General features: G+C 42.2%; 23 protein-coding genes and 1 riboswitch. Of the genes, 20 read left to right on the forward strand and 3 right to left on the reverse strand.

The window, feature by feature from the left end:
• Nucleotides 1-83 precede the first annotated feature (83 nt).
• A complete protein-coding gene (locus AB1K80_RS11790) occupies nt 84-335 on the forward strand; it encodes a YusU family protein (protein WP_412856814.1) in 252 nt (83 codons plus the stop codon).
• Nucleotides 336-367: 32 nt separating this feature from the next.
• Here AB1K80_RS11790 and AB1K80_RS11795 read toward each other — a convergent pair whose 3' ends face one another.
• The 3 genes from AB1K80_RS11795 to AB1K80_RS11805 are packed head-to-tail and all read right to left on the reverse strand — an operon-like array spanning nt 368 to nt 1138.
• On the reverse strand, nt 368-715 hold the full coding sequence (locus AB1K80_RS11795) for a spore coat protein (protein WP_412856815.1): 348 nt from the start codon (nt 713-715) through the stop codon (nt 368-370).
• 11 nt (nt 716-726) lie between these two features.
• Nucleotides 727-960 carry a hypothetical protein gene (locus tag AB1K80_RS11800; protein WP_412856835.1) on the reverse strand — a complete coding sequence of 78 codons (234 nt, stop codon included), beginning with the start codon at nt 958-960 and terminating at the stop codon, nt 727-729.
• A 40-nt stretch (nt 961-1000) separates the two neighbouring features.
• Nucleotides 1001-1138, reverse strand: coding sequence for a YuzL family protein (locus AB1K80_RS11805; RefSeq protein ID WP_003212904.1), 138 nt, complete (start codon nt 1136-1138; stop codon nt 1001-1003).
• A gap of 198 nt (nt 1139-1336) precedes the next feature.
• Here AB1K80_RS11805 and AB1K80_RS11810 point away from each other — a divergent pair, with 198 nt between their 5' ends.
• From AB1K80_RS11810 to sufB, 19 genes are all read left to right on the forward strand, one after another.
• Complete coding sequence (locus tag AB1K80_RS11810; protein ID WP_412856816.1) at nt 1337-3724, forward strand: 3-hydroxyacyl-CoA dehydrogenase NAD-binding domain-containing protein; 2388 nt, start codon at nt 1337-1339, stop codon at nt 3722-3724.
• 11 nt (nt 3725-3735) lie between these two features.
• Nucleotides 3736-4911, forward strand: coding sequence for an acetyl-CoA C-acetyltransferase (locus AB1K80_RS11815; protein WP_412856817.1), 1176 nt, complete (start codon nt 3736-3738; stop codon nt 4909-4911).
• Between the two features lie 14 nt (nt 4912-4925).
• Nucleotides 4926-6707 carry an acyl-CoA dehydrogenase family protein gene (locus AB1K80_RS11820; RefSeq protein ID WP_412856818.1) on the forward strand — a complete coding sequence of 594 codons (1782 nt, stop codon included), beginning with the start codon at nt 4926-4928 and terminating at the stop codon, nt 6705-6707.
• Between the two features lie 113 nt (nt 6708-6820).
• A complete protein-coding gene (locus AB1K80_RS11825) occupies nt 6821-7177 on the forward strand; it encodes an arsenate reductase family protein (RefSeq protein ID WP_412856819.1) in 357 nt (118 codons plus the stop codon).
• Nucleotides 7178-7241: 64 nt separating this feature from the next.
• A complete protein-coding gene (gcvH, locus tag AB1K80_RS11830) occupies nt 7242-7625 on the forward strand; it encodes a glycine cleavage system protein GcvH (protein WP_412856820.1) in 384 nt (127 codons plus the stop codon).
• Between the two features lie 43 nt (nt 7626-7668).
• Entirely contained in the window at nt 7669-7905 is a 237-nt protein-coding gene (locus AB1K80_RS11835) for a YusG family protein (protein WP_412856821.1), read from the forward strand.
• A 99-nt stretch (nt 7906-8004) separates the two neighbouring features.
• The gene (locus tag AB1K80_RS11840) at nt 8005-8385 is read left to right on the forward strand and encodes a toprim domain-containing protein (protein ID WP_412856836.1); all 381 of its coding nucleotides are present in this window, start codon (nt 8005-8007) and stop codon (nt 8383-8385) included.
• Between the two features lie 12 nt (nt 8386-8397).
• Complete coding sequence (locus AB1K80_RS11845) at nt 8398-8700, forward strand: thioredoxin family protein (protein ID WP_412856822.1); 303 nt, start codon at nt 8398-8400, stop codon at nt 8698-8700.
• A gap of 122 nt (nt 8701-8822) precedes the next feature.
• The gene (locus AB1K80_RS11850) at nt 8823-9164 is read left to right on the forward strand and encodes an SCP2 sterol-binding domain-containing protein (protein ID WP_412856823.1); all 342 of its coding nucleotides are present in this window, start codon (nt 8823-8825) and stop codon (nt 9162-9164) included.
• A 102-nt stretch (nt 9165-9266) separates the two neighbouring features.
• Nucleotides 9267-9375, forward strand: a riboswitch (SAM riboswitch).
• 157 nt (nt 9376-9532) lie between these two features.
• A complete protein-coding gene (locus AB1K80_RS11855; RefSeq protein ID WP_412856824.1) occupies nt 9533-10558 on the forward strand; it encodes a methionine ABC transporter ATP-binding protein in 1026 nt (341 codons plus the stop codon).
• Complete coding sequence (locus tag AB1K80_RS11860) at nt 10551-11219, forward strand: methionine ABC transporter permease (protein WP_412856825.1); 669 nt, start codon at nt 10551-10553, stop codon at nt 11217-11219. The genes AB1K80_RS11855 and AB1K80_RS11860 overlap by 8 nt, the downstream gene beginning before the upstream one ends.
• 14 nt (nt 11220-11233) lie before the next feature.
• Entirely contained in the window at nt 11234-12058 is an 825-nt protein-coding gene (metQ, locus tag AB1K80_RS11865) for a methionine ABC transporter substrate-binding lipoprotein MetQ (protein WP_412856826.1), read from the forward strand.
• Between the two features lie 104 nt (nt 12059-12162).
• The gene (locus AB1K80_RS11870) at nt 12163-12531 is read left to right on the forward strand and encodes a carboxymuconolactone decarboxylase family protein (protein WP_412856827.1); all 369 of its coding nucleotides are present in this window, start codon (nt 12163-12165) and stop codon (nt 12529-12531) included.
• Between the two features lie 215 nt (nt 12532-12746).
• On the forward strand, nt 12747-12881 hold the full coding sequence (locus tag AB1K80_RS11875; RefSeq protein WP_412856828.1) for a hypothetical protein: 135 nt from the start codon (nt 12747-12749) through the stop codon (nt 12879-12881).
• A 211-nt stretch (nt 12882-13092) separates the two neighbouring features.
• Nucleotides 13093-13878, forward strand: coding sequence for a Fe-S cluster assembly ATPase SufC (gene sufC / locus AB1K80_RS11880; RefSeq protein WP_412856829.1), 786 nt, complete (start codon nt 13093-13095; stop codon nt 13876-13878).
• 18 nt (nt 13879-13896) lie between these two features.
• Nucleotides 13897-15210 (forward strand): Fe-S cluster assembly protein SufD, encoded by a 1314-nt coding sequence (gene sufD, locus AB1K80_RS11885; protein WP_412856830.1) that lies wholly within the window; start codon nt 13897-13899, stop codon nt 15208-15210.
• On the forward strand, nt 15210-16430 hold the full coding sequence (locus AB1K80_RS11890; protein WP_412856831.1) for a cysteine desulfurase: 1221 nt from the start codon (nt 15210-15212) through the stop codon (nt 16428-16430). The genes sufD and AB1K80_RS11890 overlap by 1 nt, the downstream gene beginning before the upstream one ends.
• Nucleotides 16420-16851 (forward strand): Fe-S cluster assembly sulfur transfer protein SufU, encoded by a 432-nt coding sequence (sufU, locus tag AB1K80_RS11895; RefSeq protein WP_412856832.1) that lies wholly within the window; start codon nt 16420-16422, stop codon nt 16849-16851. The genes AB1K80_RS11890 and sufU overlap by 11 nt, the downstream gene beginning before the upstream one ends.
• A 30-nt stretch (nt 16852-16881) precedes the next feature.
• On the forward strand, nt 16882-18279 hold the full coding sequence (gene sufB / locus AB1K80_RS11900) for a Fe-S cluster assembly protein SufB (protein ID WP_159145098.1): 1398 nt from the start codon (nt 16882-16884) through the stop codon (nt 18277-18279).
• Nucleotides 18280-18460 lie beyond the last annotated feature (181 nt).

Genomic DNA, 18460 nt, shown 5'->3' on the forward strand with positions numbered 1-18460 from the left:
TTTTCTAACTTGAAGAATTTGAAAAGCCATACCAAACATGGATATGAATTTAACAGATCTTGACTTAAAAGGAGGGAAGAACCATGGAACATGAATTCGATGAAAAACTGGAAGGCTTGATTGAAAAGTATACAGAGCTGTTGCTCGGTGAAACGACAGAGGCATTAAAAAAAGATGTGAAACAGTGGGTGATCTATTCTCACATTGCGAAAAGCATGCCGCCATTGGCAAAGCATTTTAATGAAACATATCCTGAAGCAAAAGAAGAAATCAAAGAAACGATTCACCGAATTAAAACATTGAATGAAGCGCATCGTGCGAAGAAAAACGACTAAAAAACTGCCAGCAGTCAACTGGCAGTTTTTCTTTATGACATGTGAGATGAGCCATATGGAGATTGATCTGTGATTGTTTGCTGGAATTTCTGATGTGCCTGCTGGAGCTTTTGCTGGTCAGCCGCTTCAACAGAATACCAGCCATAACGGAACATGACATCATATAAATGCCTTTGGGTTTTCTGTGTTTCAAGGGCGATACGCTGAATATCTTGATAAAGAGATTCATGACTGAATTCATTAAGCGCCGTATTGTATCCGTTTGTCATATATTTCTCCGTTGAAAGTAAATCTGTGACGTAATCACGATCATTCATGTGTGCGGTGGTCGGGACAGGGGTTTGTTGATTACCGATTTTTTGTTGATTTTGCTGTTCCATATTCTTTCCTCCTATTGCATGAAGCCAGATGACTGACTTTGCCCTGAATTGCCTAAATGCTGAAGAATTTGTGTGTAATGCTGATGATGCATCTGACCGACTTGATTTAATTCATTTTTCAACGTTTGATCCTGACAATGCTCGGCCATAAAATGGGCCTTTTTCATAGCGACCAAATTCCAGTTCAGCATATCCTCTAAATACAAGGAATCCTTTACTGAGATGACTTGTGGGGGTGTATTCATTTGCTGATTGTTCACTCTTTGTTCCTCCTGACGAATTCTTTTATTGATTCTTTTTATATTGCTGATTTTGACTAGTCTTTTTACCGCCTAGGTCTGCTTCCTGCGATGGACCTGCGTTTCCTTTCACACTCGCAGCGCTTACACCGGCTTTCGAAGGATTCTTCTTCAAACGAGACATGTGGACATCACCTCCATTCTTACAGTTCCCTCCCGTCTTTAATTCATACACAGCAAAGTTGAACGTGAGAAATGTGTAAATTTTTGAAATCCACTATTGAACTGTTTCTCAAAATCTTTTAAGATAAAGAAAGAGACATTGCTTTTTTTTAAACAAAAAATGAATGACTATTCATTCAAAGTGTTTAGGGGGATATTTATGGGCAAACATATTCGCAAGGCGGCTGTCATTGGTTCAGGTGTTATGGGCTCAGGCATTGCTGCACATCTCGCCAATATCGGGATACCAGTAACATTGCTAGATATTGTGCCAAATGAACTGACAAAGGAAGAAACGGCAAAAAAGCTAACGCTTGATCACCCTAGTGTTCGGAATCGTTTCAGTCAAGAAGCGAAGAAAAAGTTATTAAAGCAAAAGCCAGCACCTCTTACTTCAGCAAAAAACCTATCCTACATCACACCTGGAAATCTCACAGATCATCTTTCCTTATTACAAGATGCTGACTGGATCATCGAAGTCGTGACCGAAAAGCTCAGTATCAAACAACACGTATTCTCACTCATCGACAATCACCGCAAAGAAGGCAGTATCGTATCAAGCAATACCTCAGGCATCTCGGTTGAAAAAATGGCAGAAGGCAGATCGGATGACTTTAAACGTCACTTTTTAGGGACTCATTTTTTCAATCCTGCGCGTTATTTAAAGCTATTAGAAGTGATTCCAATTAAAGAAACAGACCCAGAAGTCCTCACATTTATGAAAACGTTTGGTGAAGATGTGCTTGGGAAAGGGGTTGTCGAAGCTAAAGACACGCCTAACTTTATTGCGAATCGCATTGGCACATACGGGCTTCTTATCACGGTTCGTGAAATGCTTGAGAACAAATATACAATCGGAGAAGTTGATTCTGTCACAGGCCCGCTCATTGGCAGACCGAAAAGTGCAACGTTCCGTACACTGGACGTCGTAGGACTAGATACGTTTTCTCATGTCGCTCGTAACGTCTATGAACAAGTGGAAGGAAAGGAGAAAGATGTTTTCGAGCTACCAGAGTTTGTTGAAAGAATGCTCGAAAAAGGCTGGATTGGCAGCAAGGCAGGACAAGGGTTTTATCAAAAGAGTGGCAAAGCGATTTTCGAGCTTGATCCGGTGACACTCACATACGGAGAACGGACAAAGCTCAAAGATCCAGGCATCGAGGTTGCTAAACAACAAAAGGGAACAAAAGCTAAATTGAAAGCGCTTATTTACCAAGATGGACGTGCAGGGAAATTACTATGGAATATCACAGCGCCTGTGCTCCTTTATGCGGCTCAGTTAAAAGGCGAGATTGCGGATGATATCCAGTCAATTGATCAGGCCATGAAATGGGGATTTGGCTGGCAGCATGGCCCGTTTGAATTATGGGATGCCATAGGAGTAAAAACGGCTGTGGAGAAAATGGAATCAGAAGGCCACAGCATCCCATCATGGGTGAAAACAATGCTCTCGGAAGGACATGAGACTTTCTATGAAGAGAACGAAGTCGGAGAGCGCGCTTTTTATGAGCAAGGGGCGTATGTGCAGGAGAAAGTAAATGAGAAGAATATCTCAATTGCCAAATTAAAAAAGAAACAAGGCGTTATCTTCAAAAATACAGGTGCTAGCCTCATTGATCTTGGGGATGATGTGGCGCTACTCGAATTCCACTCAAAGAGCAATGCAATCGGGCTTGATGTGATCGATATGATCAATCGTGCAGTGGATGAGACTGAAAAGAATTACAAAGGGCTTGTCATCGGTAATCAAGGAAAGAACTTCTGTGTCGGTGCGAACCTTGCCCTGATTTTAATGGAAGCGCAGGATGATAATTTCTTTGAAATTGACTTCGTGATTCGTCGTTTCCAACAGGCGATGATGAAGGTGAAATATAGTGAGCGTCCGGTCGTTGCAGCACCGTTTGGCATGACATTAGGAGGCGGGACAGAGCTTTGTCTTCCAGCAGCAGGGATACAAGCGTCCAGTGAATCATATATGGGACTAGTGGAAGCGGGCGTCGGACTCATTCCGGGCGGAGGCGGAAACAAAGAGCTTTACCTTCACCACCTCAAAGGAGCGTCTAAGCCTTCTGCGACAGCTATACAAGATGCGACGCTTCAAACATTTGAAACGATTGCCATGGCAAAGGTGTCCACATCAGCAGAAGAAGCACGGGATATGAACATACTTCAATCAAGTGACCGGATCAGTATGAATGGTGATCATCTCATCTATGATGCCAAACAACTGGTTCTGACTCTCGATGAAGCGGGCTATCGTGCGCCGCTTAAACAAAAGGTGCCGGTGATGGGGGAAACAGGTTACGCGGCGATGCTATTGGCTGCTGAAAATATGCGTCTGTCTGGATATATTTCTGACCATGACATGACCATTGCCAAAAAATTAGCCTACGTCATCTCTGGAGGGAAATTGCCATTTGGAACAGAGGTTGATGAGCAATATTTATTAGAGCTTGAAAGAGAAGCATTTTTAAGTCTTGTAGGAGAAGTGAAATCACAGGCACGCATGCAGCACATGCTCGTGAAAGGAAAACCTTTACGTAACTAGGGGGAATCAAAATGAGAGAAGCAGTGATTGTAGCTGGCGCGAGGACACCAGTAGGGAAAGCAAAAAAAGGATCGTTAAAAACTGTTCGACCTGATGATATGGGTGCATTATGTGTAAAAGAAACGCTAAAGCGTGCCGGGGATTACGATGGTGAAATAGATGATTTGATTATCGGATGTGCGACACCAGAAGCAGAGCAAGGATTAAATGTTGCCCGGAATATTGGCGCACTTGCAGGACTGCCTTACACGGTTCCAGCCATTACGATTAACCGTTACTGTTCTTCTGGTCTTCAGTCAATTGCCTATGCAGGTGAGCGGATTATGCTGGGGCAAGCAGATACCATTTTAGCCGGCGGCGTTGAATCAATGTCGCAAGTACCAATGATGGGTCATTCGATTCGTCCAAATGCCCGCTTGGCAGAGCAAGCGCCTGAGTACTACATGAGTATGGGGCACACAGCAGAGCAAGTGGCACAAAAATATCAGATTACCCGGCAAGACCAAGATGCGTTTGCTGTCAGAAGTCACCAAAAGGCAGCAAAGGCATTGAAGGAAGGGAAATTCGCAGACGAAATTGTTCCGGTTGATGTCACAGAAAGGCAGATTGGCGAGCAATATCAAATCAAAGAACATCAATTTACCTTTTCACAGGATGAAGGTGTGAGGGCAGGAACAACAGAGGATATTCTCTCTACCTTGCGTCCAGCTTTCTCAACAAAAGGCACAGTCACCGCAGGGAACTCCTCACAAACGAGTGATGGAGCCGCATGTGTGATGATGATGGATCGAGAAAAAGCTTCTTCCTTATCACTTCAGCCGCTTGCAAAATTTAGAGCGTTCGCTGTTGGTGGTGTACCACCTGAAGTCATGGGGATTGGCCCTGTTGAAGCGATCCCTCGTGCACTGAAAATAGCAGGTCTTTCGCTTGAAGATATCGGGTTGTTTGAACTGAATGAAGCATTTGCGTCTCAGTCGATTCAAGTTATTCGTCATTTAGGGATAGACGAAGAAAAGGTGAATGTAAATGGTGGCGCCATTGCATTAGGGCATCCGTTAGGCTGTACGGGAACCAAACTAACGTTATCACTCATCCATGAAATGAAACGACGAAACGAGCAGTTCGGGATTGTGACGATGTGCATCGGTGGAGGAATGGGAGCGGCAGGCATATTTGAATTAATTTAAAGGGGGAAAAGAAAATGAAAGCAATGGAAGATGTAAAAAAGGGTGGCAGCTTTTTAATTGATGAAACGGATTTTGAACATATCTTTACACCAGAGGATTTTTCTGATGAGCATCAGATGATTGGAAAAACGACAGAGGATTACATTTTACAAGATGTCGTTCCGCATATTGACCAAATCGAAAATCACGAATTCGAGCACTCTGTTCGACTCTTAAAGAAGGCAGGTGAGCTTGGCTTGCTTGGTGCGGACGTTCCTGAAGAATTCGGTGGACTTGGGTTAGATAAAATCAGCTCTGCCATCATTACAGAGAAATTCGCAAGAGCCGGTAGTTTCTCTCTTTCCTACGGCGCCCATGTAGGAATTGGATCTCTTCCGATTGTCCTTTTCGGAAATCAAACGCAAAAAGAAACATATTTGCCTGGTCTTGCTTCTGGAGAAACCATTGCAGCTTACGCATTAACAGAGCCTGGTTCCGGATCAGACGCACTCGGGGCAAAAACAACAGCGGTACTAAACGAAGCTGGAACTCATTATGTCCTAAATGGTGAAAAACAGTGGATCACCAACTCCGCTTTTGCAGATGTCTTTGTCGTGTATGCGAAAATTGATGGAGAACACTTCTCTGCCTTTATCGTAGAAAAGGATTTCCCTGGTGTCAAAACAGGACCAGAGGAGAAAAAAATGGGCATTAAGGGATCATCAACGAGAACCTTAATTCTTGAAGATGCCCAAGTCCCAAAAGAGAATTTATTAGGAGAAGCGGGAAGAGGACATGTCATTGCCTTTAACATCTTGAATATCGGCCGTTACAAACTAGCTGTCGGCACGATCGGTGCTTCAAAGCGTGTCATCCAATTATCAGCAGAGTATGCCAACCAGCGGAAGCAATTCAAAACGCCCATTGCTAAATTTAGCTTAATGGGTGAAAAAATAGCCAACATGTCAGCAAAGCTCTATGCCATGGAAAGTGCTGTTTACCGTACAGTTGGCTTGTTTGAACAGCGGATGGGCTTGTTAAGTGAAGAAGAGCAAAAGGACGGTAAGAAAATTGCACAATCCATTGCTGAATATGCAATTGAATGCTCTCTTTGCAAAGTGCTTGGCTCTGAAACATTAGATTATATCGCCGATGAAGGCGTACAAATGCACGGTGGATACGGATTCATGCAAGAATACGAAGTCGAAAGAGCTTACCGTGATTCACGAATTAACCGGATATTTGAAGGCACAAATGAGATCAACCGTTTGCTCGTGCCAGGTACCTTCTTGAAGAAGGCGATGAAAGGAGAATTGCCACTTCTTCAAAAAGCGCAAACATTACAAGAAGAACTCATGATGATGATGCCTGAAGAACCTGGCGATCAACCGCTTGATCAAGAGAAATACTTGCTCGCTCATGCGAAAAAGATTGCCCTCATGGTGGCAGGCATGGCAGCATTAAAATATGGAAATGCACTAGAGCGTGAGCAAGAAATCCTTGTGAATATCGCGGATATAGTCAATGGCATTTTTGCCGCCGAATCTGCAATCTTGCGTACAGAAAAAGCCATCGCGGCAACAGGCGTAGAGAAAAATGCACAAAAGCTTGCCTACACGCAAATTTTCACGCAGGAAGCATTCCTTGAGATTGAAGCACATGCGAAGGAATCTTTGATCGCAATGGACGAAGGAGATGCCCTCCGTATGAACCTGTCAGCTCTTCGCAAGCTGACAAGATTCACACCAATTAATGTCATTGCGACAAAGCGTGAAGTAGCGAAACGCATCTTTGTAGAACAGAAATATATCGTATAAAAACAGCCTTCAAAAGGTGTGGAGATGACTCCACACCTTTTTGTAAGCATACGTTTAGGTTTTTAAAATGTTTTATGATAAAATGTTGTCACACTTTGCAGGGGGTGAAAATGATGGCTTTAGATTTTTATGAATATCCATCTTGCGGAACATGCCGAAAAGCAAAAAAGTGGTTTGAAGAACACGACAAAGAAATCAACAGCATACATATTGTTGAAGAAACGCCTAATAAAGAAACATTGAAAGCACTTTACGAAAAAAGTGGTTTGGAGTTGAAGAAATTCTTTAACACAAGCGGACAGAAATACCGAGAGCTTCAGCTGAAAGATCAACTTCCTACGATGTCGGAGGACGAGCAGCTAGAATTACTCGCGTCTAACGGAATGTTAATTAAGCGTCCTATCACAACAGATGGTAAAAGAGTGACTGTTGGATTTAATGAAGATACATTTAAAAGCGTCTGGAAATGATGTAACTTCATTCAGATTGTGGTATCTTCAATATAGACGGAAAGAAAAGACTGGAGGGAATTGAATGAGCACACCAAAAGATTTACGTTATTCAGAAGAACATGAGTGGGTCAAAGTAGAAGGGGACAAGGTTCGTATTGGTATTACGCACTTTGCACAATCTGAGCTAGGAGATATCGTCTTCGTTGAGCTTCCTGAAGTAGGAGACAAAATTACAGCGGACGAGCCTTTCGGAAGTGTAGAATCAGTCAAAACAGTCTCTGAACTTTACGCACCAATTAACGGGACAATCGTTGAAGTAAACGATGAGCTAGATGATAGCCCAGAATTCGTAAACGAATCCCCATATGAGAAAGCATGGATGATCGTTGTAGAACCAGCAGATACGTCTGAAATCGACAACTTAATGTCAGCTGAACAATATGACGAAATGACACAAGAAGACTAATTCATTTAAAATTGGACACTCTACCTTTATGGGGGGTGTCCAATTGTCTTTTCAAAAAGAACAGGTGGATATAACAGAACATGTCACTGGTCGATTCAAAGAAGATGGAATGGCACTTTATTTTCAAAATGAAGAGATTGGCAAGATGCTAAGCGAAAACCAATATGAGTTAAAATCTGGCTATTCCTACGATCAGCAACGTTTTTATCGTCTAACGGATACACTGACGCAAGGAACAGAACAATATGTAGATTGTGATGATGAAAATGGCTGGTGTTAATAGTGAATGAAGGCTGCAGTGACTAGATGCTGCAGTCTTTTTGATGACCAAGAATCTGAGCTTTACAACCCGAATGAAAGACTGTACGCTAAGGGAGAAATGAATCAATGTCAAAAGGGCCAGGTGATCGTGATGAAACAGATCGATGTAGAAAAGGTCATCATTGTAGAAGGTAAAACCGATAAACAGAAGCTGAAAGAAGTCATAAATGAACCTATCACCATCATTTGCACAAATGGCACAATCAGTACATCGAAGCTTGATCAGCTCGTAGACGATTTATTTGGAAAAGACGTTTATATCCTAGCAGACAGTGACGATGCTGGAGATAAACTGCGGAAGCAATTTCGTCGGGAAATTCCTGAAGCGCTGCATCTCTATGTAGACAAAATGTACCGAGAAGTAGCCGCATCACCGTCAGCCCATATTGCATCTATCCTTTTAGCTGCAAACATTGATGTTCATTCTAAATTTTTATAAGGGTGGACGTATATGAAAGAGATCGAGGAGCACGAATGGAAAGAAATAGAAGACGATTTATTTCTTTTATACTTATATACACCGTTTTGCGGCACATGTCAGGTAGCCAAAAAAATGCTGACAGTGGTGGACGCCATGCAACCAGACGTTCCGTTTTATGAGAACAATTTGAACTACTCCCCTGGTTTTGCGAAATTGTTTGAAATCGAGAGCGTTCCTTGCTTTCTATTGTTCAAAAAGGGCGAAATTGTTCAAAAAGGTTATGCCTTTCACTCTGTTCCATATCTTCATGAAATGATCGAAACCGCTAAATAAAGTGTTTTTTTGTCATATTTCAAGCACTGCCTCCCCGAGAATTTGTCGAGTGTTTTATAAAGGACAAGCGACGGTTTGTAGAGAAATGTTATGTATAACCAAATGACAGGGAGGTTATACATGTGGAAAATGTGAAAGCCCATGGAAACACAAAGCAGCGATTATTATTAAAGCCGCTACTCTCCTCATCATCCTTGAAGATTACATTTGAGGCGGAAAGAGACTCATGTACATTAATTGTGGATGAACGTGGTGAAGTGAAGAAACTACCTGCAATTGAGTTATCAGACCTCACATTTTATGGTGAGAAAAAAGACATTCTCCAATTATTAGATGGAGATCTATCGTTACAGCAGTTGATTAGTCGTGGCCAGGTCAAGGTAAAAGGCTCGTTTCGGGCACTCCTCAGATTGGAGGCTGTGCTTTGGCTAACAAACGGTTTTTTTAGAAATGTGATAACGTAGTCGTTTACTTGGAAATTAGCGATTTACAGCGTTGACATATCTCAGTTAGCATGATATCCTACGTTAGTAAAAACATAGACATCACATAAAACAACATATTTTCTCTTATTAAGAGAGGTGGAGGGACGTGCCCTATGAAACCCGGCAACCGTCAGCATAGCTGAAATTGGTGCCAATTCACTCAAAGCCGCAACGCTTTGGAAAATGAGAGAAAGGCGTATTTGAAATAAAAGGCCTTTCTGCTTGCGTTGCAGTTAGGTCTTTTTTACTAACCTTATTACGGGGTTAGCGCCATGTTTGATAGGAGAAAATATGCTGCGTGCATGTGAGACAACTATAGATTCAGCAAGAAAGCAGGTGATCAGACTGTGATCAATTTACAGAATGTATCAAAAACATACCAATCGAAGAACGGAAATGTAGACGCAGTGAAGAACGTCAACCTTGAGATTGGTAAAGGTGAAATATTCGGAATTATCGGGTATAGCGGTGCAGGAAAAAGTTCTCTCATTCGCCTCTTAAACGGTCTGGAGCTGCCAACAGAAGGAATTGTTGAAGTAGCCGGTAACCGAATTAATGAAATATCCAATGCGAAGCTTCGCAAAGCAAGACAGGAAATTAGCATGATCTTCCAGCACTTTAATCTCCTTTGGTCGAGAACGGTGCGACAAAATATTATGTTTCCACTTGAAATTGCTGGTGTGCCGACTTCCAAGCGAAGAGCTCGTGCCAACGAACTAATTAAATTGGTCGGATTAGAAGGGAAAGAGAATGCTTATCCATCGCAGCTAAGTGGTGGACAAAAGCAGCGTGTGGGTATCGCGAGAGCATTAGCCAATGATCCAAAGGTTCTCCTTTGTGACGAAGCCACGTCAGCACTCGATCCGCAAACAACAGATTCGATTTTAGAGCTTTTAGCAGATATTAATAAACGATTAGGATTAACGATTGTACTCATCACCCACGAAATGCACGTGATTCGCAAAATTTGTCATCGTGTGGCGGTCATGGAGAATGGTCGCATTGTCGAAGAAGGCGAAGTATTACGCGTCTTCAGACAGCCGAAGGAAGAAATGACGAAGCGATTTGTGCAACAGCTTGCTGAACCAGAGGAAGCACAAGAAACGATCGAGCATATCTTAGAGCGTGTAAAAGAAGGAAAGGTTGTCCGCTTGTCCTTTATCGGCGATTCTGCCGAGCAACCGTTGATTAGTGAAATCATTCGTTCTTATGAAGTGGATGTCAACATCCTTCAAGGGAAAATATCCCAAACGCAGGAAGGCGCATTTGGAACACTCTTTATCCACATTAATGGAAAAGAGACAGAGGTTGAAAAAGCCATCGCCTATATCCAAAGTAAACAGGTTGAAATTGAGGTGATGACACATGTTTGAGAAATGGTTTCCGAATGTTGACCTAGATGTCATCTGGAGTACGACAAACGAAACGTTGTATATGACACTCATTTCATTGGCATTTGCTTTTGTCATCGGAATTATTCTCGGACTCCTGCTATTCCTCACAGGAAAAGGCGGCTTATGGGAAAGTAAAGTCATTAATGGTGTTATCGGGGCAGTCGTCAACATTTTCAGATCGATTCCTTTTATTATTTTAATCATTCTTTTATTAGGGTTTACAAAACTCATCATGGATACGATATTAGGTCCAAAGGCAGCACTGCCTGCTTTGATCATCGGATCTGCTCCATTCTATGCACGACTAGTGGAAATCGCACTACGTGAGGTAGACAAAGGAGTCATTGAGGCGGCCCGTTCAATGGGGGCTAAAACATCTACAATTATTTTCAAAGTGTTGCTTCCAGAATCTTTGCCAGCCTTGATTTCTGGCATTACCGTTACAGCAATTGCTCTCATTGGCTCAACTGCAATCGCAGGGGCAATCGGAGCAGGCGGACTTGGGAACCTTGCCTATGTGGAAGGATACCAATCTGGAAATACAGATGTCACCATCGTGGCCACAGTGTTTATTCTAATCATCGTTTTCATTATTCAATTAATCGGTGATTTCATTACAAATAGAATAGATAAACGTTAAGGGAGGAATTATTCATGAAGAAACTGATTTTAAGCGCACTATTTCTAGCATTTGCAGGTATTTTAGCAGCATGTGGTTCATCTGATAACGCATCAAGTGATAGCAAAACGATCACTGTTGCCGCTTCAAAGACACCACATGCGGAGATTCTTGAAGAAGCAAAACCACTACTGAAAGAAAAAGGCTATGAATTAGATGTAAAAGTACTAAGCGATTATAAAATGTACAACAAAGCTTTATCTGAAAAAGAAGTGGATGCAAACTTCTTCCAACATATCCCTTATTTAGATGAAGAAAACAGTTCAAACAAAGATTATGACCTAGTGAGCGCTGGTGCTGTTCACCTTGAGCCTTTCGGTATCTACTCTAAGAAACATCAATCACTGAAGGACGTTCCAAATGGTGGTACGATCATCATGACAAACAACGTAGCGGAGCAAGGTCGTATGCTTGCCCTATTACAAAGTGCTGGTGTCATCAAGCTTGATCCAAAAGTTGATACAATTAACGCAACAGTAAAAGACATTAAAGAAAACCCGAAAAAATTAGAGTTCAAAAAAATCGCGCCTGAATTAACAGCGAAAGCGTATGAAAACAAAGAAGGCGATGCAGTATTCATTAACGTGAACTATGCAATTCAAAATAAATTGAATCCGAAAACAGATTCGATTGAACTTGAGCAAACGAAAAACAACCCATATGCAAACATCGTAGCCGTTCGTAAAGGTGACGAAAAATCAGATAAGATCAAGACATTAATGGAAGTGCTACATTCTGATAAAATCAAAGAATATATCGACAAAAAATATGAAGGTGCAGTTTTACCTGTATCTGAATAATCCATCTCAACACCTCACTTACATGTAAGTGAGGTTTTTTGTGTATTTTTTCAAATCTCGCTCATAATAAAAACGTACAAATGACCTGAAGGGATTGAATCTAAATGAACGAACAGCATATGAGCGGCTCCATGCAGCAATACCTCACTGAATATAAAACGGCTATGGGTGAGTTCCAGAAGAAAATGCCGGTGTTTGGGAAGAAATTCAATGAATTTACCGAGCAATGCTTTCAAAGTGATTCTTTAACACAAAAAGAGAAACAAATGATTGCACTTGGTATTAGCATTCACGCACAAGATGAATATTGTATGATTTATCATTCAAAGGGAGCGCTTGACCAAGGAGCCACAGAAGAGAATTTACTTGAGGTCGTTAGTGTTGCAGCAGCCTTTGGTGGTGGAGCAGCCCTTAGTCAAGGCATTACGGTCGTTCAGCAATGTATTGATGAATTTGGCGGACAGACGCATTAACAAAAGAAAAACATGGTATTTTTCCATATAAGTGATATCAGTACTTCTCATCCCATTGTATGTGGAAATACGGCGGCATAGATCGTCATATCCCTTTTGAGTGATGGAGGATGACTTTGATACAATAAACGTACACTCAAAGAAGGGAATGGTTTATTATCTGTTCGGACCAGAGTACACTGGGATTGGATTATACCGCCGAGATGGAAAAGGCCATGCACAAATCTCATGGCATGAGCTATGCAGAGTACGAAAGAGACCATGACTTACGGATGAAAGTGGAATATAAACGGGAGCAGTCTTATCGAGATGAGAAACGTTTGCTCGCAAATTTGAACATACGAGGTTAAGATAGGAAGAGGCGGGGAGATTCATTTCCCGCCCTTTCTTTATGAAAACAGCCTTTTCGACATAAATCCTTTTATCCATCTGTATTTTTTGTTAGAATTTTGAGAGCATCTCCTCACGCTTATCGTGAATGTGTTGTATTCACTTTTAATTTGTTATAAAATTAGAATGAGAATAAAATGAGAATAATGATTATTTTGGAGGTATCGATATATGACTGCTTCGACATTAACAATTAAGGACTTGCACGTTGAGATTGATGGGAAAGAAATCTTAAAGGGTGTAAACCTTGAAATAAAAGGTGGAGAATTCCACGCAGTAATGGGACCAAACGGTACAGGTAAATCTACTTTATCTGCTGCCATTATGGGGCACCCGAAATATGAAGTCACAAAAGGAAGCATCTTGTTTGATGGGGAAGATGTACTTGAAATGGAAGTAGATGAGCGCGCACAAGCGGGTCTTTTCCTTGCTATGCAATACCCATCTGAAATCAGTGGTGTCACAAATGCGGACTTCCTTCGCTCTGCCATTAACGCTCGTAGAGAAGAAGGCGATGAAATCTCACTTATGAAATTCATCCGCAAAATGGACGAAAACATGGAGTTTCTTGAAATGGACCCTGATATGGCACAACGCTACCTGAATGAAGGTTTCTCAGGTGGGGAGAAAAAACGTAACGAAATTCTTCAATTAATGATGATTGAACCAAAAATCGCCATCCTTGACGAAATCGATTCTGGTCTTGATATCGATGCCCTAAAAGTTGTATCTAAAGGAATTAATAAAATGCGTGGCGAAGGCTTCGGCTGCTTAATGATCACTCACTATCAGCGTCTACTGAACTACATCACTCCAGATCATGTACATGTGATGATGCAAGGACGTATCGTGAAATCTGGTGGACCAGAACTTGCACAACGTCTAGAAGCAGAAGGCTATGACTGGATTAAAAAAGAGTTAGGAATCGAAGACGAAACTGTTGGTCAAGAAGCGTAAGCGTTAGGAGGATTATTGATGACATTAGAAACGAAATTATCAGTTGATCAAGATTATGTCAAAAGCTTCTCCGAGAAGCTTCAGGAACCGGCATGGATGAGCTCCCTTCGCTTACAGGCTCTTGAAAAAGCAGAAGACCTCCCAATGCCAAAGCCTGACAAAACAAATATTTCGAAGTGGAATTTAACAAACTTCAAACAGCATACAGTTGAAAATGCGCCATTTGCATCACTTGAAGAGCTTCCAGTAGAAGTGAAATCTTTGGTGGACCTAGAGGACACGGACAAGACGCTATATATTCAACGTGACCAAACGCCAGCATACTTGTCTCTTTCTACTGAAGCAAAAGACAAAGGCGTCATCTTCACTGATATTCATACAGCGATCCGTGACCATGCAACTCTAGTTGAGAAATATTTCATGACAGATGCTGTCAAGGTCGATGAACATAAACTCACTGCTTTACATGCAGCATTAGTGAACGGTGGAGCTTTCTTATATGTACCGAAAAATGTGGAGCTTGAAGCACCAATTCAAGCCGTTTATCTTCATGAAAAAGAAGAAACAACTTTGTTCAACCATGTCATTGTTGTGGCAGAAGATCATAGTGCCGTCACATATGTCGAAAACTACATCAGTACAGCGAAGCCAGAAGAAGCGATTTTCAACATCGTCTCTGAAGTGTTCACAGGAGCGAATGCGCGTGTGACATACGGTGCGGTAGATAACCTTGCTGAAGGTGTGACAGCATATGTGAATAGACGTGGAATGGCCAATGGTCGTGACAGTAAAATTGAATGGGCACTTGGCTTGATGAATGATGGAGATACAGTATATGAAAACATCACAAAGCTAATGGGCGACGGTACATTCGGTGATACGAAGTCGGTTGTCGTTGGACGTGGAGACCAAACAGAGAACTTTACAACGAGCATTATTCATTTCGGTAAAAACTCTGAAGGATATATCTTGAAGCACGGTGTCATGAAAGATCAGGCATCTTCTATCTTTAACGGAATTGGTAAAATTGAGCACGGGGCATCTAAGTCCAATGCAGAGCAAGAATCACGTGTCCTTATGCTAAGTGAGAAAGCACGCGGTGACGCAAACCCAATTTTATTAATTGATGAAGATGATGTGACAGCAGGACACGCAGCTTCTGTTGGACGCGTTGATCCACTTCAATTGTATTACCTCATGAGCCGCGGAATTTCCAAAGCAGATGCTGAAAGACTTGTGATTCACGGCTTCTTAGATCCGGTTGTGAAAGAACTACCGATTGAAGGAGTTAAAAAGCAGCTCACTTCTCTGATTGAAAGGAAAGTAAAATAATGAATATCAAAGACGTTCGTGAGCAATTTCCAATCCTTCAACAGCAAGTGAACGGACATGATTTGGTGTATTTGGACAGTGCAGCGACCTCTCAAAAGCCAAGAGTGGTCATTGATGCAATGAATGAGTATTACCGATCTTATAACTCGAACGTCCACAGAGGTGTTCATACCCTTGGTACGAAAGCAACGGACGCATACGAGGGTGCAAGAGAGAAAGTTCGTGCATTCATTCGTGCTTCATCTGTGCAAGAAATTATTTTTACTAGAGGAACAACAACAGCGCTGAATACAGTAGCGATCAGCTATGCAAGAGCGAACCTGAAAGAAGGCGATGAGATTGTGATTTCGCATATGGAGCATCATGCGAATATCATCCCATGGCAACAGGCAGCAAAAGCAACCGGCGCAACGTTGAAATACATTCCGTTACAGGAAGACGGCACATTATCGCTTGAAGATGTGAAGCAAACGATCACACATCAAACGAAAATTGTTGCTGTCACACATGTTTCAAACGTATTAGGTACCATCAACCCGATTAAAGACATCGCGAAAATCGCCCATGACCACGGTGCGATCATTGTCGTCGACGGTGCACAGAGTACCCCTCACATGCAAATCGATGTTCAGGATTTAGATTGTGACTTTTTCGCATTCTCTGGGCATAAAATGTGTGGACCGACTGGCATCGGTGTACTTTACGGGAAGAAGGATCTTTTGAATAATATGGAGCCTGCCGAGTTTGGCGGCGAAATGATTGACTTTGTCGATCTTTATGATTCTACATGGAAAGAGCTGCCGTGGAAATTTGAAGCGGGAACACCGATTATCGCTGGAGCAGTTGGGCTAGGAAAAGCGATCGATTTCTTAAATGAGATCGGGATGGATGAGGTCAGCCGTTATGAGCATCAGCTTGCTACTTATGCGCTAGAGCGCTTTAAGGAGCTAGAAGGTGCAACGGTTTATGGACCTGAGCACCGAGCTGGACTTGTGACGTTTAATTTGGATGATGTGCATCCACACGATGCGTCCACTGTTCTAGATACGGAAGGTGTCGCCATTCGAGCTGGACATCACTGTGCACAGCCGCTCATGAAATGGCTAGGTGTATCAGCGACTGCAAGAGCTAGCTTCTATCTTTACAACACAGAAGAAGAAATTGACGTGCTCATCGCAGCGCTCCGTAAGACAAAGGAGTATTTTACGAATGTCTTTTAATGTAAACTTAGACACTCTGTACAGACAAGTGATTATGGATCATTATAAAAATCCGAGAAACAAAGGTGTCCTAAACGACAGCATTGTCGTCGATATGAACAACCCGACTTGTGGTGACCGCATTCGTCTTACGATGAAAATCGAAGATCAAAAGGTCACAGATGCGAAATTTGAAGGAGAAGGATGCTCGATCTCAATGGCATCAGCCTCCATGATGACGCAGGCGATTAAGGGGAAGGATATTGAAACAGCTTTGAATATGTCTCAGATTTTCTCCGATATGATGCAAGGGAAAGAATACGACGACTCCATTGATCTTGGTGACATTGAGGCGTTGCAGGGAGTAGCGAAATTCCCAGCTCGCATCAAATGTGCAACATTATCCTGGAAGGCGCTTGAAAAAGGCGCATCTGCCGAATAACGGCAAATCATAAGATTGGAGTGAAAATGGATGGCTAAAAAAATGCCAGATGTTGGTGAATATAAATACGGCTTTTCTGATAAAGACGTTTCCATTTTCCGTTCAGAGCGCGGACTGACAAAAGAGATCGTTGAAGAAATTTCTCGTATGAAGGAAGAGCCTCAGTGGATGCTCGACTTCCGCCTGAAATCTCTTGAGCTCTTTTATAACATGCCGATGCCACAATGGGGCGGAGACTTAAATGCATTAAACTTTGACGAGATTACCTACTACGTCAAGCCATCAGAGCGCTCTGAGCGTTCATGGGATGAAGTACCAGAAGAAATCAAACAAACATTTGATAAGCTTGGAATCCCAGAAGCAGAGCAAAAGTATTTAGCGGGTGTATCTGCTCAGTACGAATCTGAAGTAGTGTACCACAACATGAAGCAAGAACTTGAAGACCAAGGGATTGTGTTTAAAGATACAGACAGCGCACTAAAAGAGAACGAAGACATCTTCCGTGAGCACTGGGCAAAAGTCATTCCACCGACTGACAACAAATTTGCTGCGCTCAACTCGGCTGTATGGTCTGGTGGTTCATTTATCTACGTACCAAAAGGCGTAAAAGTAGATACACCACTACAAGCATACTTCCGTATCAACTCTGAAAACATGGGTCAGTTCGAGCGTACACTGATCATCGTTGACGAAGGCGCACATGTGCATTACGTAGAAGGCTGTACAGCACCTGTTTACACAACAAACTCACTTCACAGTGCAGTTGTTGAAATCATCGTGAAAAAAGGCGGCTACTGCCGTTATACAACGATCCAAAACTGGGCAAACAACGTCTTCAACCTTGTGACAAAACGTACGGTGTGTGAAGAGAATGCGACAATGGAATGGGTTGATGGAAACATCGGTTCGAAGCTGACAATGAAATACCCAGCGGTCATCCTCAAAGGTGAAGGCGCACGTGGTATGACATTAAGTATTGCCCTAGCCGGTAAAGGACAGCACCAAGATGCAGGTGCAAAAATGATTCACCTTGCACCAAACACATCATCAACGATCGTATCGAAATCGATTTCCAAACAAGGCGGTAAAGTCACATACCGCGGAATCGTTCACTTCGGACGCAAAGCAGAAGGTGCACGCTCCAACATCGAGTGTGACACACTCATCATGGATAACAAATCAACATCTGATACAATCCCTTACAATGAAATCTTAAACGATAACATTTCATTAGAGCACGAAGCGAAGGTATCAAAAGTATCAGAAGAACAACTATTCTACTTGATGAGCCGCGGTCTTTCTGAAGAAGAAGCAACAGAAATGATCGTCATGGGCTTCATCGAGCCATTTACAAAAGAACTACCAATGGAATATGCCGTTGAAATGAACCGTTTGATTAAGTTCGAGATGGAAGGTTCGATTGGTTAATACAGAGGTTTGAAAATGATTGATATAAGAGGTTGATGAAGCGTGCCGAATTTGTGCCGATTCAGATGACCTTTTAGTGAAGAAGACGAACTTTTTAAGTTCGTCTCAGGCTGTCGAGAAAATCTTGACAGCCTTATTTTTTCCCTTAAAATTCCCATCTCCTCATTTTATAATAGAGAAA

The sequence above is a fragment of the Bacillus sp. 179-C3.3 HS genome, assembly GCF_047229225.1.
Classification (GTDB): domain Bacteria; phylum Bacillota; class Bacilli; order Bacillales; family Bacillaceae; genus Bacillus.